At 68.7% G+C, this 18,285-nt stretch carries 12 protein-coding genes and 1 pseudogene; 5 read left to right on the top strand and 8 right to left on the bottom strand.

What is annotated here, in order from left to right:
* Window positions 1-81 precede the first annotated feature (81 nt).
* Both EU555_RS11000 and EU555_RS10995 read right to left on the bottom strand, forming a co-directional pair.
* Window positions 82-825 carry an SDR family NAD(P)-dependent oxidoreductase gene (locus tag EU555_RS11000; protein ID WP_425375106.1) on the bottom strand — a complete coding sequence of 248 codons (744 nt, stop codon included), beginning with the start codon at window positions 823-825 and terminating at the stop codon, window positions 82-84.
* Between the two features lie 53 nt (window positions 826-878).
* Entirely contained in the window at window positions 879-1,445 is a 567-nt protein-coding gene (locus EU555_RS10995) for a TetR/AcrR family transcriptional regulator (RefSeq protein WP_135414705.1), read from the bottom strand.
* Between the two features lie 156 nt (window positions 1,446-1,601).
* Here EU555_RS10995 and EU555_RS10990 point away from each other — a divergent pair, with 156 nt between their 5' ends.
* Window positions 1,602-3,194 (top strand): ATP-binding cassette domain-containing protein, encoded by a 1,593-nt coding sequence (locus tag EU555_RS10990; RefSeq protein ID WP_135414704.1) that lies wholly within the window; start codon window positions 1,602-1,604, stop codon window positions 3,192-3,194.
* Window positions 3,195-3,210: 16 nt separating this feature from the next.
* Here the strand turns inward: EU555_RS10990 and EU555_RS10985 are convergent.
* Window positions 3,211-4,503: pseudogene (locus tag EU555_RS10985) on the bottom strand (sensor histidine kinase).
* A complete protein-coding gene (locus EU555_RS10980) occupies window positions 4,500-5,276 on the bottom strand; it encodes a response regulator (RefSeq protein ID WP_135414703.1) in 777 nt (258 codons plus the stop codon). The pseudogene EU555_RS10985 and the gene EU555_RS10980 overlap by 4 nt, the downstream one beginning before the upstream one ends.
* Window positions 5,277-5,487: 211 nt before the next feature.
* On the opposite strand from EU555_RS10980, the gene EU555_RS10975 reads away from it, so the two are divergent.
* Together EU555_RS10975 and EU555_RS10970 are read left to right on the top strand one after the other, a co-directional pair.
* A complete protein-coding gene (locus EU555_RS10975; RefSeq protein ID WP_135414702.1) occupies window positions 5,488-7,227 on the top strand; it encodes a redoxin domain-containing protein in 1,740 nt (579 codons plus the stop codon).
* A 720-nt stretch (window positions 7,228-7,947) separates the two neighbouring features.
* Complete coding sequence (locus tag EU555_RS10970) at window positions 7,948-8,577, top strand: tyrosine-type recombinase/integrase (protein WP_135414701.1); 630 nt, start codon at window positions 7,948-7,950, stop codon at window positions 8,575-8,577.
* A 204-nt stretch (window positions 8,578-8,781) separates the two neighbouring features.
* On the opposite strand, the gene EU555_RS10965 is transcribed toward EU555_RS10970, so the two are convergent.
* The gene (locus EU555_RS10965; protein WP_135414700.1) at window positions 8,782-9,936 is read right to left on the bottom strand and encodes an epoxide hydrolase family protein; all 1,155 of its coding nucleotides are present in this window, start codon (window positions 9,934-9,936) and stop codon (window positions 8,782-8,784) included.
* 161 nt (window positions 9,937-10,097) lie between these two features.
* On the opposite strand from EU555_RS10965, the gene EU555_RS10960 reads away from it, so the two are divergent.
* Complete coding sequence (locus tag EU555_RS10960) at window positions 10,098-10,988, top strand: LysR family transcriptional regulator (protein ID WP_135414699.1); 891 nt, start codon at window positions 10,098-10,100, stop codon at window positions 10,986-10,988.
* Window positions 10,989-11,403: 415 nt separating this feature from the next.
* Window positions 11,404-14,265 carry an ATP-binding protein gene (locus EU555_RS10955; protein ID WP_135414698.1) on the top strand — a complete coding sequence of 954 codons (2,862 nt, stop codon included), beginning with the start codon at window positions 11,404-11,406 and terminating at the stop codon, window positions 14,263-14,265.
* Between the two features lie 12 nt (window positions 14,266-14,277).
* Here the strand turns inward: EU555_RS10955 and EU555_RS10950 are convergent, their stop codons facing one another.
* From EU555_RS10950 to paoC, 3 genes are all read right to left on the bottom strand, one after another.
* Window positions 14,278-15,390, bottom strand: coding sequence for an alkene reductase (locus EU555_RS10950; RefSeq protein WP_135414697.1), 1,113 nt, complete (start codon window positions 15,388-15,390; stop codon window positions 14,278-14,280).
* A 141-nt stretch (window positions 15,391-15,531) separates the two neighbouring features.
* On the bottom strand, window positions 15,532-16,047 hold the full coding sequence (locus EU555_RS10945) for a VOC family protein (protein ID WP_135414696.1): 516 nt from the start codon (window positions 16,045-16,047) through the stop codon (window positions 15,532-15,534).
* A 23-nt stretch (window positions 16,048-16,070) separates the two neighbouring features.
* Window positions 16,071-18,284, bottom strand: coding sequence for an aldehyde oxidoreductase molybdenum-binding subunit PaoC (paoC, locus tag EU555_RS10940; RefSeq protein ID WP_135414695.1), 2,214 nt, complete (start codon window positions 18,282-18,284; stop codon window positions 16,071-16,073).
* Window position 18,285: the final 1 nt, after the last annotated feature.

Below are 18,285 nucleotides of genomic sequence, written 5' to 3'. Positions count from 1 at the left end.
TAAGCCGTCAGTTGTTGTGCCGAGTGTGTGCTCGAAGGCCGTTTTTGTAAGCGGATGTACGATGCTCTGACGGGTGAGCGTTCAGAGCGTGAAGCCGCCGTCGATGGTGAGGCTTGCCCCCGTGACGAAGCCGGCCTCGGCCCGTGCGAGATAGGACACGAAGCCGGCGACCTCCGACGGGTCGGCGACGCGTCGCAACGGGCTCCGCTCGGAAAGCATCTCGACGGCACCCGCATTGATGTCGGTGTCCGTCGGACCGGGCTGGACGTTGTTGATGGTGATCCGCCGCGGCGCAAGATCGAGCGCGAGCCCCTTCACCATGCCGGCGACGGCGGACTTGGTGAACTGGTAAACGCTCGCCCCAGGCATGCCGGTCCGGAGCGCCACGCAACTGCCGATGGTGACGACCCGGCCGCCATCGGGAATGTGCGGCAGAGCAGCCTGAATCGACAGGAAGACGCCGCGCACGTTGACGTCGATCATCAGGTCGAGGTCATCGAGAGGCACCGCGTCGATGGTCCCGAGCCTCATCACCCCGGCATTGACCACGACGACGTCGAGGGATCCCAAGTTCTCAGTCGCCGCACGTACGGCGTCGCGGATCGCGGCCGGATCGGCGCTGTCTGCGCAAAGTGCATGGGCTTCCCCGCCCCTGGCGCGAACAGCCTCGCTCAGCGCCTCCGCCGCGTCGGCGCGCGAGGCGAAAGTGAAGGCGACCGCGTGGCCATCCTCGGCGAGTCGCGACACGATGGCTGCGCCAATCCCGCGCGATCCGCCGAACACGAGGGCGGTCTTCCGGGCTCCACGATGGTTCAATATCATCATTCACTCCTCTTTCTGGAACGTTCAGTCCATAACGGAACAAAAAAAAGGGGGCGCTATCTCAGCGCCCGTAACGCCGTGCGGCCCAGGGCCTCCAGCCTGATCACATCAGCTCCGCCCCGGGCGGCGACCCGGATGCCCGCGAAAGCGGCAATGAGAAAGTCGACCACCTCGTCGGGCTGCAGATCCGTCGAGACGTCGCCGTCGGCCTGTGCCTCGCGAATGCGCGCGCCGATGGCCGCGCGGAGGATCCGGTCGGCTGCCGCGTTGATCTTTCCGACTTCCGGCTTGGAATTTCCGAACTCGCAGATGGCGCCGACACCCAGGCAGGGCTTGCGTGCCTCGTCGACGACCCGCTCCATCATCGCGCGCAGCCCGTCGACGGCCCTTGTCGGGGTCCTCAGCGCAGCCACATGCGCGTGCCCCTCCAGGATGTTGTACCGCTGGAGCGCCGCCTGGTAGAGGCGCCACTTGTCGCCGAACGTGTTGTAGAGGCTCTGGCGCCCGATTCCCATTGCCTCGACGAGCATGTCCGCCGATGTGCCGTCGAAGCCGTGTTCCCGGAACACGTCGATCGCCGCGTCGAGCGCCATGTCTGGATCGAATGCCTTCGCCCTTGCCATGCTGGACCCATATCGCATTTTTGAATGAACGGTCAATATCAATCGCGCATATCTCTCGTCGGTCCGACCAGGGACCGACAGCCGGAGCCGCGACGCCGATGAGACAGATCCTGACTGCAATGCCCTCCCGCCTTGCCGCCAGGACCGTCTCACCGCATGCCCGCTCAGCTCTCCCTCCTGAACGTCACTTGGTCCGCGCCTGACGGGCGCATCGTCCTCTCGGATCTCTCCGCCAGCTTCGCGCAGGAGCGGACGGGCGTCGTCGGCCGCAACGGGGCCGGCAAGAGCACGCTGCTCGGCCTCCTGGCGGAGCGGCTGCAGCCTACCTCCGGCCGGATCGTCCGCGGCGGGACCGTCGCGCTTCTCCGCCAATTCGCGTGCCTCAATCCGGACGAGACCGTCGCCGATCTGTTCGGGGCGACGGCGGGCTTGGCGCTGCTGCGCCGCGCCGAGGCGGGGGCAGCCGCAGCCGACGAGCTCGCCGCGGCCGACTGGACACTCGAGGAGCGGGTGACCGAGGCGCTAGCCCGGATGGGTGTGCCGGTAAGCCCTGGGACGACGCTGTCCCGCCTGTCCGGTGGGCAGCGCGCCCGGGCGGCGCTCGCAGCGGCGATCTTCGCGCGACCGGACTTCCTGCTTCTCGACGAACCGACCAACGACCTCGATCGCGACGGGCGGCGGGCAGTCCACGCAGTGCTGCGGGGCTGGCGCGGCGGCGCGGTTGTGGTCAGCCACGACCGATGCCTGCTGGACGCGATGGATGCCATCGTGGACCTCGAACCAACGGGGGCCCAGCGCTATGCGGGCGGCTTCGAGGCCTATCGCCAGGCGAAGGCAGCGCGCCTAGCCGCGGCCGAGAACGACCTTGCGCTGGCCGAGAAGCGGGCGGCAGACTCCGCTCGTCGCGCACAGGAGACTATCGAGCGCCAGCAGCGCCGCGACGCGGCCGGAAGCCGCCGCGCCGCGCGGGGCGACCTTCCCCGCCTCCTCGCCGGGGCACGCCGGGACAACGCCGAACGGACGGCCGGCGGGAGCGCGCGCCTGGCCGAGCGGCAGCGAGCCTTCGCAGAGTCCGACCTGGCGCGGACGCGCAACCGGATCGCGTCGGTGAAGCCGGCCGTCCTCGCAGTCCCGCCGAGCGGCCTTCACGCCGACCGTCAGGTCCTCGCGATCGAGGACGTGACGGCCGGCTACCGGCCGGGGCAGCCTGTCCTGACCGGCCTGTCTTTGGCGATCACGGGACCTGAGCGCGTCGCTTTGGGCGGATGCAACGGATCGGGCAAGTCGACCCTGCTCGCCATTGTCGCGGGCCGCCTCAGCCCGTGGTCGGGACGGGTATCAGTCGGCGTGCGCGCCGCCCTGCTCGACCAGCGCCTCGGCCTGCTCGACCGCGACCGGACTGTGGCGGAGAACTTCGCGCGCCTCAATCCGGGAGAGGACGCGAACGGGTGCCGGGCGGCCTTGGCGCGGTTCCAGTTCCGCGCCGCTGCCGCCGACCGGACCGTCTCGGCTCTGAGCGGCGGCCAGCAGGTCCGGGCGGCGCTAGCCTGCGTGCTTGGCGATGCGGCGCCACCCCAGCTCCTGATCCTCGACGAGCCGACCAACCACCTCGACCTGGAAGCGGTCGAGGCGCTGGAGGCGGGGCTTGCCGGCTACGACGGCGCGCTCCTGGTCGTCAGCCACGACGAGGCGTTCCTCGGGGCCTTGCGGATCACGCGGCGCGTCGGCCTCGACGATCCCGCCGAATGACCTGCGCGAGGCGCGTTCAGGCGAGCGTCACGATGGCTTCGAGACCGCCGCCCGCGCGGTTGCCTAAGGTGAGCTTGCCGCCGAGCGCGGCGGCGAGTTGGTCGGCGATGGCGAGGCCTAGCCCGGTGCCGCCGGTGTCGCGGCTGCGCGACTCCTCCAGTCTCACGAAGGGCAGCAGCACCGCCTCAAGCTTGTCCGCCGGGATGCCGGGCCCCCGGTCCAGCACCGCGATGGCGAGCCGGCCCTCCCTCGCCCGCACGTCGATCTCGGCTCGGCCGGCGTAGCGCAGGGCATTGTCGATCAGGTTCGTGAGGATGCGACGCAGGGCCTAGGGGCGCGTCGCCACCGTGGCGTCGACCAGGGCGGTGAGGGTCACGTCCCGACCGGCGTCCTGGTAATCGAAGACGAGGCTCTCGATGAAGGCGCGCAGGTCGAGGCGGGCCGTCGGCTCGACGTCGCCGTGCACGCTGCGGGCATAGGCGATGCCCTCGCGCACCAGTGCCTCGACCTCGTCGAGATCAGCCAGCAGCCGATCCTGGTCGGGCCCCTCGGCGCCCGTCTCGACCCGCAGCCGCATCCGGGTGATCGGGGTCTGGAGGTCGTGGGAGATCGCCGCCAGGATGCGCACGCGCTCGTCGAGGTGGCGAGCGATGCGAGCCTGCAGCGCGTTGAAGGCTCGTCCTGCGCGCGCGACCTCGTCCGGCCCGGCCTCCGTGAAGCGGGTCGCGGGCCGGCCGGGCTCCAGCCGGTCGGCAGCCTCGGCGAACCGGGTTAGCGGGCGCACCGCCAGCCGGACGGCGAGCCCGACGCAGGCCGCCAGCGCGAGGAGCTGCACGCCCAGGGCCACCGGCAGCCACGACGCGGCCGGCCGCATCGCCGGCCGCACGTCGATGGTGAGTTCCGCGCCGTCGGCGAGCACGGTGTGCCCCTGCAGTCGCTCGGTCGGCGCCGGCACCGTGTCGAACCGAACGGGGAAGCGTGGCGCCAGGGCAATGCGGATCTCGTCCGCGATCATCCGCGCCCGGGACGGGAGGCCAAGCGTTCCGGCCGCGCCGGGACCGAGCTCGTAGCGATAGGTCGGCCGGTCGAGCAGCGGCAACCACCCGGCCCTCTCCTCGGCCGGAAGACGATCCAGCAGGGCGACCGCAACGGCGACGTCGCGCTGGAGCGTCGTCAGCATGACCGCCCGCGCCGACTGGTCCCGTTCCAGGAGCATGATCGCGAAGGCCAGCCCCTGCCCGCACAGGAGCCCGGCGAGCAGGATCAGGAAGAGGCGGCTGCCCAAGCCGCCCGGCAGGCGCGGCCTCATCCGTCGCGCGCCTGCGCGGCGGCAACCGGCCATTCGTCGCGAGCCTGCGCGATGACGACCGGCATCGCCAGCACATAGCCCTCGCTGCGCACTGTCTTGATGTAGGCCGGCTCGCGGGCGTCGTCCTGCAGGCGCTGGCGCAGGCGGCTGACCAGGAGGTCGATCGAGCGGTCGAACAGCTCGGCCTCGCGGCCCTGCGTGAGGTTGAGGAGCTGGTCGCGCGAGAGAACCCGCTGGGGGTGGTCGAGCAGGACGCGCAGCAGTCGGTACTCGGCGCCGCTCAGGGGCACGACTGTGCCGGCTTCGTCGAGCAGGTGGCGGGCGGTCGTGTCGAGCCGCCAGGCGCCGAAGGCGACGAGGCGGCCGGCCTCGGTCACCTGGAGGTTCGGAGGCAGCATCCGGGTCCGCCGCAGGACCGCCTTGATCCGGGCGAGCAGCTCGCGGGCCGAGAACGGCTTCACCAGGTAGTCGTCCGCGCCCATCTCCAGGCCGACGATCCGGTCGGTCTCGTCGCTGCGCGCCGTCAGCATCAGCACCGGCGTCGTCCTGTGCCGGCCCGCTCGCAACTCCCGGCACAGGACGAGGCCGTCGTCCCCGGGCATCATGACGTCGAGCACCACGAGGTCGACCCGGTCCGCCTCGAGGAAGGACCGCATCTGACGGCCGTCGGCGGCCAGACTCACCCGCAGGCCGTTCTTCCTGAGATAGCCCGAGACCATCTCGCGGATCTCGCGATCGTCGTCGACGACCAGCACGTGATCGATGTGCTCCACGGTTCCCGTCCCCCGTTTCGCGCTAGGGATAGCGAGGCGGGGCCCCTCCGGCGAGCCTGTTCCAGTAACGCAATGTAGCCGGCCCAGCCAACATCCACGGGCGGGATCGCGCGGCCGCTACAGAGCAATACAAGGAACGGGGGCGCCGCACACAGGCAGGACATGCGGGGCTGATGAGGAAGGATGCTCGGAACGAAGAAGGAGCTCGCCTGTGATTCTCGCCTTCGCTGCCTATCTAGCGGGCGTGCTGACCCTTTTCAGCCCGTGCCTCGTGCCGGTGCTGCCCTTCGTGCTCGCGCGGGTCGACCAGCCCTTCCTGACAGGCACGCTGCCGTTCCTAGTCGGCCTCGGCGCGGCCTTCGTCGCGGCTGCCGGACTAGCCACCCTCGGGGGTGGTGTCGTGGTGTTGCTTGGCACGGCCGGCCGCGTCCTAGCGTTGGGTGCGCTCGCCGTCTTCGCGCTCACGCTCCTGTCGCCCCGCGCCTCGGCGTGGCTGCACCGACCCCTGGTGCGCCTCGGCGGGATCCTGTCGCGGCGCGCGGCCAAGCCGGGTGCCCGCCTGCCGAACGGGGCCTTAGGCTCGCTCGGGCTCGGCGCCGCCACAGGCCTGCTGTGGACGCCCTGCGCCGGACCGATCCTCGGCCTCGTCCTCACCGGGGCCGTCCTGAACGGGCCGGGCTGGCACACGACCGCGCTGCTGGTCGCCTATGCCTTGGGGGCCGCGACAGCCCTCGCCGCGGCCGTCCGCCTGGGCGGCGCGGTGGTCACCTTGATCCGCCCGCATCTGGGGCTAGGCGAGCGCCTGCGCCAGATCGCCGGGGCCGCGATGATCGTGGTGCTTGCCGCGGTCGCCCTCGGGGCCGACGCGGACCTGCTAGCGCGCTATCCTGCGGCAGCGACGACCGCCGTGGAGAACGCGATCCTGACGGAGCTGCGCATCGATCCCGCTCGGGCCGCTCCGACCCGCGCCCTGACTGCCAGCGATCTCCCGGTCGAGGGTCAGCTGCCGAGCCTCGCGGGCGCTACGCACTGGCTCAACGGCGAGCCGCAGACGGTCGAGGACCTGCGGGGTCGGGTCGTGCTGGTCCATGTCTGGACCTATTCCTGCATCAACTGCATCCGCACGCTTCCCACTCTGCGGGCATGGGCCGAGCGCTACCGGGCGCAGGGGTTGGCCGTGATTGGCATCCACGCACCCGAATTCGCCTTCGAGCACGACGTCGGGAATGTCGCGGCGGCGATCCGGCACTTCGCCCTGCCGTATCCGGTAGCAATCGACAACGAGTTCCGGCTCTGGCGCGCCCTGCGCAACTCGTACTGGCCGGCTTTGTACATCGTCGATGCGCAGGGACGCATCCGTCATCACCAGTTCGGCGAGGAAGGTACCGCGCAGTCGGAAGCTGCCGTCCAGGCCCTCCTGGCCGAATCTGCCGGCGGTCGTGCCTCCGGCGGCGGACCGACGCCAACGCGAGCGGCCGGTATCGAGGCCGCTCCCGACCTCGCTCATCTCGCGTCCACCGAGACCTATCTCGGCTCGGACAAGGCCACGCATTTCGCGTCGCCGGAAGGCGTGTCGCCCTGGCCACGCCTCTACACCCCCGGTAGACCGCGGTTGAACGAGTGGTCGCTGTCCGGACACTGGACCATCGACCCCGAATACGCCAGGCTCGATGCACCGGGCGGGAGCACGACGTACCGCTTCCGGGCGCGCGACCTCCACCTCGTCGTCGGGCCCGGACCTGACGGGCTCCCGGTGCCTTTCGACGTGTCTCTCGACGCCGAACCACCCGGCGCGGATCACGGCGCCGACATCGGATCAGACGGCGGCGGCGTCATCTCGGCGACGCGTTTGTACCAGCTCGTTCGCCAATCCGGCGACGTCCGCGAGCGCACCTTCGTGATTCGCTTTCATCGTCCTGGCGCTCGCGTCTATGCATTTACTTTTGGTTGAGCGTATTGAATAATATGATTTACGTATTTCAAATGGTATTATTTCTTATTTGATTGCATATATATTTTATTTAATACATCAATATCCTATAAAAATGACTCATTTCAGTCTAAATATACTTATTGGCGGTATTTGAGTGTAATTTATATTTATTTCGCAAGTAATAATAAATATTTAGTAATAGCAATTTTATAGATACTTGTCATCTGGGATACCTAACCGGAATGGTAGACTCGGTTGGCCATATACGGTGAAATTATGGCCGCCGCTTTTAGATTATCCTCTTACCGAGTTAATTGCTGGGCCGGCCTGCTCCAAAGTCCGCATGGGTTTGAGAGCAGCGGCTCAGCACCGACCAACCCGATGTCGCCTGATGGCGCATACTGAACAGGCGGCATGCCGGCTGAGGTCACTGTCAAGATTTCAGTTGGCAACCGTCTGCATGTCCGTTGGAGGCATAGTTCTGGTCCACTGACGCATGGTCACGTACCTGCACATGGTTGCGGGCGTACCCGCGGAGCGGAAGGGGAGGGGACCTGGGCAGTCGGTCAAAGGCGGCAAGAGTGCACCCGCCTTCATCGATGCACTATCGGGTCTGAGGTGCTGGACCAGCTTCCGCGACTCTCTTCTCGGCATTTGCAGAACCAAACCGCCATCAGCATTAGGCTCAGCGGCATCGGCAGATGTCTCCTGACTTGCTCCTCAATCCAGGAGCTCGTCATGCAGGAAACCTCAACCATTCCGTCTACCACGCGTGTTCCTTGGAACCGTGGCCGTATTGTCGGACCGAAACCACCCCTGAAGCCCAAGCACATCTGGGCCTTGCGAACACGCCTACAGCTCGCCAACCGTACGCGAGACCTCGCCCTCTTCAACCTTGCCGTCGATAGCAAGCTGCGTGGGTGCGATCTTGTCCGCCTACGCGTAAGCGACGTTCACCTCGGCGATGCAGTCCGCCTCCGCGCGACTGTGTGCCAGCAGAAGACCGGAAGGCCAGTGCCATTCGAGATCACCGAGCCAACCCGCGAGGCTCTTGCGGATTGGCTGGCTTCGCGCAGCCTACGAGCGGGCGACTGGCTGTTCCCGAGCCGCTCTCGGCGTGGTCAGCACCTCACCACGCGACACTACGGTCGGCTTGTTGACCACTGGGTCGCTTTGATCGGCCTGGACCCCGCAGCCTACGGCACGCACAGCCTACGGCGAACGAAGGTCGCACTGGTCTACAAACGTACTGGCAACATCCGTGCCTGCCAACTGCTGCTTGGCCATACCAAGCTGGAGAGCACGGTGCGCTACCTCGGCATCGAAGTCGATGACGCGCTGATCCTGTCTGAGCAGACCGAGATATGAGTTGGACGCCGCGGTCGACTTGACCGCGGCGTTTCAGGAAGGAGGTTTGCTTTCAGGCTTCAAAATTGGCGCACAGCCGACGAGGCGGCGTGCGAACTGCTGATCCCACGCGAACGTGCGATCCGCCACCACCCAGCAACTGCATGGGGTGGGAAGCGGACCCTCAATCGACGGCGCCGGATCCGCCTGCTTGGGGAGACGCGCTTACCGGATGAGGCCGAAGGTTTCCCTTATGTCGTCGACGAACGCGGCCGGGTTTTCCATCGCGGCGAAGTGGCCACCCTTGGTCGGCTCGTTGAAAAAGCGCAGGTCCGCAAATCGCCGCTCGGCCCAACGTCGTGACAGGCGCACTGCTTCGCCGGGAAACATGCTGATGCCGGCCGGTATCGGGATCGGCGCGTTAGACATCCCTTCCGCTCGGTCCTGGGCGTTCTCCCAATAGAACCTGGCAGCACTCGCACCGGCATTGGGAAGCCAATAGAGCATGATGTCATCGATCATGTGGTCGAGCGGGATCACTCGCTCCGGCTCACCATCGCTGTCGGTCACGTCGCGAAATAGCGCATAGATCCAGGCAGCGAGGCCTACCGGCGAGTCCGCCAGCGCGAAAGCGACCGACTGCGGCCGCGTATTCTGCAGCTGCATGTATCCGGAATGCTCGCTCCAGTAGCGCCCTGCATCGGCGAGCATCGCCCGCTCTTCCGCCGTCGCCTCCGCGATTTCCTCGTCGGCGGGACGGAACATGACCATGTTCAGGTGGATGCCTGCGAGTCCCGGGGCGCGCATGTGCGCGAGAGCCGTCACGACGGCCGCCCCCCAATCGCCGCCCTGCGCCATCCAGCCTTCCCCGTAGCCGAGCCGTTGCATCAGTTCGCCCCAGGCCCGTGCGACGCGCACGACGCCCCAGCCCGGAGCGTTCGGCTGGTCGGAGAAGCCGAAGCCCGGCATCGACGGGATCACGAGGTGGAAAGCGTGTCGCGGGTCACCGCCGTGGGCTGCGGGATCCGACAGGGGCCCAATGACGTCTCGGAATTCTAGGACCGACCCCGGCCAGCCGTGCGCCAGGAGCAGCGGCACCGCGTCGGGTTCTGGCGAGCGCACGTGAAGGAAGTGGATGCCAAGTCCGTCGACGGTGGTGCGGCTGCTGCCCCAGCCGTTAAGCAGCGCCTCAGCGGCGCGCCAGTCGTAGCCGCTGCGCCAACGGTCGACGAGCGTACGCACAGCGCCGAGTGGCGGACCCTGGCTCCCGTCCGTGACGGTACCCGTATCGGGCCAGCGGACTCGGGCGAGACGTTGGGCAAGGTCCGCGAGGGTCTCATCCTCAATTCGGATCGGGAACGGCGTGATGGCATCGGTCATGGCACAATCCTCGTCAACCCGCAGAGCCGGGGGTGAGGACGGCGCCCCCGCGTCCTCGTTCATGACCTATCCCCTGCGGATGATCGGGGTGTTATGGCTGGCCCTCACCCCCGTCGTCAGATGGGCGCACCGCGACAGGCTGTTGCCGAACTGGAACGACGATGCAGCTGGATGACCTGCGCGCTTTCGCCCGTATCGCCGACCTGCTAAGCGTGTCGGCTGCGGCGCGCGCGTTGTCCGTGCCGAAATCCAGCATCAGCCGCTCGCTCGCCCGGCTGGAGCGCGATGTCGGAGCCGCGCTGGTCGATCGCTCGACCCGGCACCTGCGCCTCACCGATGCGGGTGTGGCGCTGTACCCGCACGCGTTGCGCATCGCCGTCGACGTGGACGAGGCTGCGGCCGCCCTCGACGGCCTCGCAGGCGTGGCCCGGGGCACCTTGCGGGTCAGCCTGCCGTTCACCGTCGCAGTGGCGCTGGTGTCACCCATGCTGCCCGCGTTTCTCGCCGCCAACCCGGAGGTGCGGGTCGTGCTCGACGTCGAGAACCACTTCATCGACATGCCCGTGGAGCCCGTCGACCTCGTGATCCGGGTCGGAACACTGACCGATAGCGACCTGATCGCGCGTCGCCTCATGAGCTCGGAAACTTGGACCTGCGCCAGCCCCGCCTACCTGACCGCCAGGGGCACGCCCGCCAGTGTCGCTGACCTCGGAGATCATACGCTGATCGCCTATTCCGACCGCGCAACCACCTGGGGGCCCGGTCCGTTCGGAGACGCCGTGGGGCGCGCGGAATTCCTGCCCGGGGTGGTCGTCTCGGACTCCGCGGCGCTGTTGCCGGTGGTCGTGGGCGGCGGTGGCATCGCCCGCCTGCCCGACTTTATCGCCGCCGCCCCGGTCGCGGATGGCAGGCTCGTTCGCCTCTGGCCTGGGCACGGAGGCGATCTGATCGACATTCACGCGATCTACCCCAGTCGTCACAGCCTCTCGGCGAAAGTGCGGGTTTTTATCGATGCCTTGCTGGCCTGGCTTCATGAACCCGACCGGCGCTGAACCCGCGACGCATGATCTGATCTTCCGTCCAGTGAACAGGCGTGGTCGTAGACGGTCGGGATTTCTCTAGGTTGGCATCGCCCATGAACGGCAGTGCTGAAGCGAGTAGCGCTCGATGCTGCGGGACCGCTCAGAGTCAGGAGCGGCGGTTCCGCGCCAGAAGGCCTCAGGTCGGTTCATGCCGCCAGGCGGCAGACGAACTCCTGACCCCAAGCGGACCCTCGCAAGGTCCGCTTCCGGGCAACTTGGCATAGCAACTCTGACTGGGGGAGAGACAAGACCGGAATGGTCTCCCCGAAGCGGGTAGGCCGTACGAGCGGCTGGGACCTTGACGACGTGCTGACGGTGCAGCAACCGACAGCGTAGCAAAATTGCCGTCTCCGAGTTCGAACAGTCAGGCGATAGCGACAGCCGCATGGACGTGCGAGAAGACAGGACCGTTCGCTACATCTTCGGCGATTTCGTCTTGAGCCCGTCCGAGCAGCGGCTTTGGCGAGGTCAAACGGTCGTGCGGCTCGGGGGACGACCCCTGGAGATCCTGACCGCGCTCGTGGAACGCGCAGGACAGGTCGTCAGCAAGGAGGACCTCAACAAGCGTGCGTGGCCGCGGACGACGGTCGACGAGTCCAATCTGAAGGTCAACATCGCGGCGATCCGGCGCGCGCTCGAAGGGCTGGAACCGGAGAAGCGCTTCATCGCGACGGTGAGCGGACACGGATACCGCTTCGTCGCGCCCGTCGACGTCACGCCCTGGCCGACCCCTACAGCACCGCGGCGCCACAACCTTCCGAGACCGACAGACCTGCTTGGCCGATCGGAGGATCTCGCGGCGATCGCCACGAAGGTGCTCCAGCGACCGCTGGTCACGATCACGGGTCCCGGCGGCGTCGGCAAGACCAGTCTGGCCGTGGCTCTGGGGCACGAGGCCGTCGGGCAGTTCCGGGACGGGGTCTGGATGATCGACTTGTGCGTCCTCGACAGCGACCGCTACCTCGCGAGTGCGGTCGCGCAGGAGATGGGGATCGCCATCCATGCGTACGATCCTCAGGCCGCACTGACGGCGGCCCTGGCGGATCGGCAGTGCCTGCTCGTCCTCGATTGCTGCGAGAACTCCCTCGACCAGGCGGCCCGGCTGACCACCCTGCTCGCGACCGCCGCGCCCGGAACCCACGTGCTGGCCACGAGCCGCGAGCCCCTTCGGACGGCGCAAGAGGTCGTGCATCACCTCCGGCCCTTGGCAAGTCCGATGGCGCATGGGGCGCTGACCGCGAGGGACGCTCTGACTTCTCCGGCCGTCGCGCTGTTCGTTGCGCGCGCTTCCGCCGCGGCTCCGGGCTTCGGCCTCCGGGACGAGGACGCGCCGACCATCGTCGAGATCTGTCGTCGGCTCGACGGGCTGCCGCTGGCCCTGGAACTCGCCGCGACCCGGGTCGGGGCATTCGGACTTCGTGGCCTCCTTCGCCTGCTGACCGAGCGCCTGGACCTGCTGGACGATGGCCGCCGGGCAGGTCATCCCCGCCATCGCGGCCTGACCGCGACGCTGGACTGGAGCTACGGACTGCTGTCGCAGGAGGAGCAGGCGCTGTTTCGACGGCTTTCCGTCTTTCACGGCGTCTTCCCACTCGACGCGGCGCTCGCGGTCGGCCGACTGCCTGGCGAGGCCGAGGGCGCGTGCATCGGCCATCTGGCCGATCTCGTCGCCAAGTCGCTGGTCGTCGCGGTCCCCGGGCCGTCGCCCCGATACCAGCTTCTCGACACGACGCGGTACTACGGATTGCAGCGGCTCGCCGAGAGCGGCGAGGGCGATGCGATCCGTCGGCGGCACGCGGAGCACTGCCTCGCGCAATGTCGCGAGGTCTCGGGCCGCAGGAGCGCGCAGCCGGGCTCCGACCGCCCCGAGGATCCGATCGCACTCGTCCACAACGTCCGCGCCGCTCTCGACTGGTGCCTGACCGATGGGCGGGATCCCGCCCTCGGTCGAACGCTGGCGGCCGGGGCGCTCGCGGTATGGGACACGCTCTCGCTGCTCCAGGAGCGGATCGAGACGAGCGAGCGGGCACTCGCGTCGGTCGACCCCTCCGACGGTCCGGAAGACCGGGACGAGATCACGCTGCGGGCGTCGCTCGCTGCCGCCCTGCTGCAGGTCGAGGGTCCGACCCCGCGGATCGCCGAGCTGTGGAGCAGCGCGCTCGACCGCGCCGAACGACTGTCGGACCTCGACGGCCAGCTCAGGGCGCTCTGGGGCCTGTGCGACTTCCAGACCTGGATTGGCGATCACCGCGCCTCGCTCGCCCTGACGGAGCGCATCAGGACGCTGGCGGCCGCCGGCGGCGATCGCGCGGCCGGCGCGGCCGTCGACCGGCCCGCCGCCACCTCGCTGCGCTATCTCGGCCGTCTCGACGAGGCGCGCGAGGCGGCGGAGCGACTGCTGGCCCGTGCGGCGCGCCGGGACGGTCCTGGCCGGCGGCTGGAGGATCACGGCCTGGTCGCGGCGCGCGGCACGCTCGCGAACGTCCTGTGGCTTCAGGGCCGGCCGGATCAGGCCGTCGCGGCGTCGCGGCGCGCTCTCGCCGAGGCCGAGGCCGGCGGCCAGGCCTTCGCCCTCACGAATGCCCTGGCGCACACGGTGATCCCGATCGCGCTCCATGGCGGCGATCTCGACGAGGCCGAGCGCGGCCTCAGCCGGCTCGGCGACCACGTCGCGCGGCACGCCATGCGGATCTGGCGGGTCATCGCCGACGGCCTCGAAGCGATCGTGAGCCTCCGCCGGAGCGATGCGGGTGGGCTGCACCGCCTCGAGGATGCCCTCGCCGAGATGGGGGAGATGGGCTTCCGGATGCGGCGCCCGGCCTATCTGGGCTCGCTGGCCTCGGGCCTCGCGGCGCATGGCCGCCTTCCGCACGCGCTTGCCCGCATCGACGACGCGCTCGCCGCCTCCGAGCGCGGCGGCGAGCTCTGGTGCCGGCCGGAACTGCTGCGCATCAAGGGCGAGATCCTCCTCGCCTCGGACGGCGACGCGGGCATGCCGGACGCGGCGCGGCACTTCCGGCAGGCGATGGATCTCGCCGGCCGCCAGGGAGCCGCGATGTGGCGCCTGCGGGCCGCGACGAGCCTCGCCGCACTGGATGAGCGATACGGCGGCCGGGCCGATCTCATCGCCATCCTCGACGGCTTCGACGAAGCGCTCGACACGCCCGATCTCAGGGCTGCGCAGGCGCGTCTCGCCGGCGAGGCGAGATCCGCCGGCGATGCAGGCCGCCCGGTCTCCCTGGCCTGACGTGGCTTCCGATCAGGCGAGGGCCGCGTGGTCCAGGGTCGGATAGTCGGTATAGCCTTCCGCTCCGCCACCGTAGAACGTCGCCGGGTTGGCCTCCGTCAGAGGAGCGTCGCGGCGCAGCCGCTCGACCAGGTCGGGATTGCCGATGAAGGGGCGGCCGAAGGCGATCATGTCGGCGTAGCCGGACGCGACCGCCTCGATCGCGAGCGGCCGGTCGTAGCCGTTATTGGCGATGTAGGACCCGCCGAACGCGGCGTGCAGCGCCTTGTAGTCGAAGGCGGACGACCCGTTGGGCCCGCGCGTCTGCCCCTCGACGCAGTGGAGATAAGCCAGCCCGAGCTCTCCCAGTCTCCGGGCGAGATGGCCGTAGGTCACCTGCGGATCGCTGTCGAGCGGGGTGTCGCCGACGGCCCGCGTCATCGGCGACAGCCGCAGGCCGACGCGGTCGGCGCCCCAGATCTCCGCCACCGCCGAGACGACCTCGATGGGGAGTCGCGTGCGGTTCTCGATCGAGCCGCCGTAGCGATCCGTCCTCCGGTTCGTGCTGTCCCGGATGAACTGATCGAGCAGATAGCAGTTCGCGGAATGCACCTCGATCCCGTCGAAGCCCGCCTGCTTCGCCAGGGACGCGGCGCGCCGGTAGTCGTCGATCACGCCGGGGATCTCGTTGGTCCGGAGGGCGCGCGGCATGGAGGGGGGTGCCTGCGTGCGGCTCTCGAGGAAGACCAGTTCGCCGGCCTGGATCGCCGAGGCCGAGACGGGCGCCTCGCCGTTCTCCTGAAGGCTGACATGCGACATGCGCCCGACATGCCAGAGCTGGCAGACAATCCGTCCGCCGGCTTCGTGCACGGCCGAGGTCACAGGCTTCCAGGCCTCGGCCTGCGCCTGCGTGTAGATGCCCGGCGTGAAGGCGTAGCCCCGGCCTTGCCGAGAGATGTTGGTCGCCTCGGTGATGATAAGGCCGGCCGAGGCGCGCTGCCGATAATAGTCGACGGCGAGATGCGAATGGACGCCCTCCATGTCCGCACGCGAGCGCGTCAACGGTGCCATCGCGACGCGATTGGCGACGTTGATAGCTCCGATCCTCGTCGGAGAAAACAGTTCACGATCGGCGGTCGTCGGCATGCGCGGAATCTCTCCTCGTCTTACTGACTGTTCTGCTTATTGGGCAGCATCGACACGCTCCTCGTCACTCCGGGCTCCGCTTTCGCGGTCCCGGATTGACAGGCAGGGCGTCCCCTCCGTGGGATCCAATCGAGCAGGCTCTCACTCGGCCCGGGCGGCCGTGTCGCTCCGGTTGGCGTACATGAGTTCCGTCGAGTGGGAGTAGATCTCGATCAGGTTGCCCCAGGGATCCTCGCAATAGACGGCCTTGAATGGCTCTCCCTCGAACAGCGTCCAGACCTTCGAGCGCTGCTTGCCGCCCATCTCGGCGATCCGCCGCGCGAGGCCGTCGGCGTCCGGATCGACCAGGCAGAAGTGAAAGACCCCGGTCTTCCAGTAGCGAAAGTTGTCGTCCACGGCTTCCGACTTCGGCGTGACGAACTCGAACAGTTCGATCCCGACCCCGTTCGCGGTGGCGAGGTGGGACACGTATCCCTCCTCGAACCGATCACCGAAGATCCCCTTGAACACCTCGCCGATATGCGAGCCGTCGTGCCGGATGTGGAGGGGCCCGATGATGTGACGGCAGCCGAAGGCTTTGGTGTACCACTCGGTCGCTGTCTTGATGTCGGTGACGGTCAGGCCGACATGCGTCACAGGAACGGGATGATAGGACATCGCTCTTCTCCGCAGGTGAGGAATCAGGCCGCGTGCGGCAGCCGGTCCAGCAGCTTGTCGAGCGTGACGGGATAGTCGCGCACGCGGATGCCGGTCGCGTTGTAGACGGCGTTCGCCACCGCCGCGGCCGCCCCGCACAGGCCGATCTCGCCGATGCCCTTGGCCTTCATCGGGGATGAGACCGGGTCGGGGTGATCGAGGAAGACGACGTCGAGATGCGGGATGTCGGCATGGACCGGCACCTCGTAGCCGCCGAGGTCGTGGTTGATGAAGAAGCCGTGGCGGATGTCGACGACGAGCGCCTCCATGAGCGCCGATCCGACCCCCATCGTCATGGCGCCGATCACCTGGCTTCGCGCCGTGAGCGGATTGAGCACCCGGCCGGCATCGATGACCGCGAGCATGCGGCGGACGCGCATCTCCCCGGTGAACCGGTTCACCGCGACTTCGGCGAACTGCGCCCCGAAGGTGGCCTGGACGAACTCCTTGTCGAGCTCGCCATAGGTGATCCGGTCTTCTGCCGTCAGCGGCCCGTCCTTCGCGGCGTCGAGGAGAGGCACGCTCCGGCGTCCCGCCGTGACCATCCCGTTCGCGAACGCCACCTCCTCGGCGTTGAAGCCGAGCCGCGCCGCGACGCTCGCCCGCAGCGTCGTGCAGGCGGCGTAGAGCCCGGACGTCGCATTGTTCGCGCCGAACTGCCCGCCGGAACCGGCGGCCTCGGGATAGTCCGAGTCGCCGAGACGGACCGTCACGGCGTCGAGCGGCAGGCCCATCATTTCGGCCGCCGTCTGGGCGAGGATGGTGTAGCTGCCGGTCCCGATGTCGGTCATGTCGGTCTCGACCGTGAGCCGGCCATCCTGTTCGAGCCTGACGCGGGCACCGGACGGCATCAGCAGGTTCTGGCGAAAGCCCGCCGCCATGCCCATGCCGACGAGCCAGCGACCGTCGCTCGCGGAGCCCGGCACCGGGTTGCGGCGTGCCCAGCCGAAGTTTTTCGCGCCGACCTCGAGACACTCGATCAGGTGGCGCTCCGAGAAGGGCCGCTGCGGCTTGCGCGGATCCACCTGCGTGTCGTTCAGGATCCGGAACGCGACGGGGTCGAGGCCGAGCCTCTCGGCCATCTCGTCCATCGCGATCTCGAGCGCCATCAGGCCGGGGGCCTCTCCGGGCGCCCGCATGTCGTTCCCTTCGGCAAGGTCGAGGGTCGCGAGCTTCATGGACAGGTCGCGGTTCGGAGACGCGTAGATCAGCCGCGTCGGCGCGACCGCCGCCTCGGCGAAGGCTCCGGCCAGGTTTCCGTTGACGCTGTGATGAGCGATCGCGGTCAGCCGCCCGTCACGGTCCGCACCGAGGCGGATCCGTTGAATCGTGCCGGCGCGGCGCGTGCCGTTATTGGCGATCAGCGGGCGCTGCAACGCGACCTTGCACGGGCGTCCGACGGCCTTGGCGCCGAGGGCGGCGAGGAGCGCGTCGCTGCGCATGATGAGCTTCGCGCCGAACCCCCCGCCGATGAACGGCGCGTCCAGCCGGAGATCGTCCTTGGCGAGGCCGAGCGCCTGCGCGAGGCTGTTGCGGTGCCAGGACACGACCTGGGCCGAGGTCCAGATCGTCAGCTTGCCGTCGCGCCACGCGGCGGTGGTGGCGTGCGGCTCCATCATCGCGTGGGTCTGGTCGGGGGTGGTATAGGTCTCGTCCAGGGTCACGGGAGCGGCGGCGAGCGCCGCCTCGACGTCGCCGATCCGGTCGACCACGGGGTAGTCCGGTCCGTCGCGATCCGCGATCGGCTCGGCCTTGGGGGCCTCCGCCGCCAGATCGCAGCGCGCCGGCTCGGATTCGTAGTCGATGCGCAGGAGATGGGCCGCCGCGCGGGCCTCCTCGAAGGTCCCAGCCACGACGAGCGCGACGGCCTGGTGATAGTGGCGCACCTCGGCGCCGCCGAACAGGTGGAGCGTGGTCCGGAACCCCGGGGGGGCTGGGTCGTGCTCCAGCGTCGTCAGGACCGCGAGGACGCCCGAAGCCGCGCGCGCGGCCGCGGCATCGATCCGCGTCACCCGCCCGCGGGCGATCGTGGCGCCGACGATCCAGCCATAGGCGGGGTCGGCGACCGCATCGTGCCGCTCATAGGCGTAAGGCGCCGTCCCGGTGACCTTCAGGGCGCCGTCGACGCGCCGGTGCGGCTGCCCGATGATCGCCTGAGCGTCGATGGGGTTCTGCCCGGCAGGCGTATCGAATTGCATG

This window comes from Methylobacterium nonmethylotrophicum (assembly GCF_004745635.1).
GTDB classification, from domain to species: domain Bacteria; phylum Pseudomonadota; class Alphaproteobacteria; order Rhizobiales; family Beijerinckiaceae; genus Methylobacterium; species Methylobacterium nonmethylotrophicum.
Note: the sequence above shows the minus strand (reverse complement) of the source record. Positions and strands in the feature narration are given on the sequence as shown.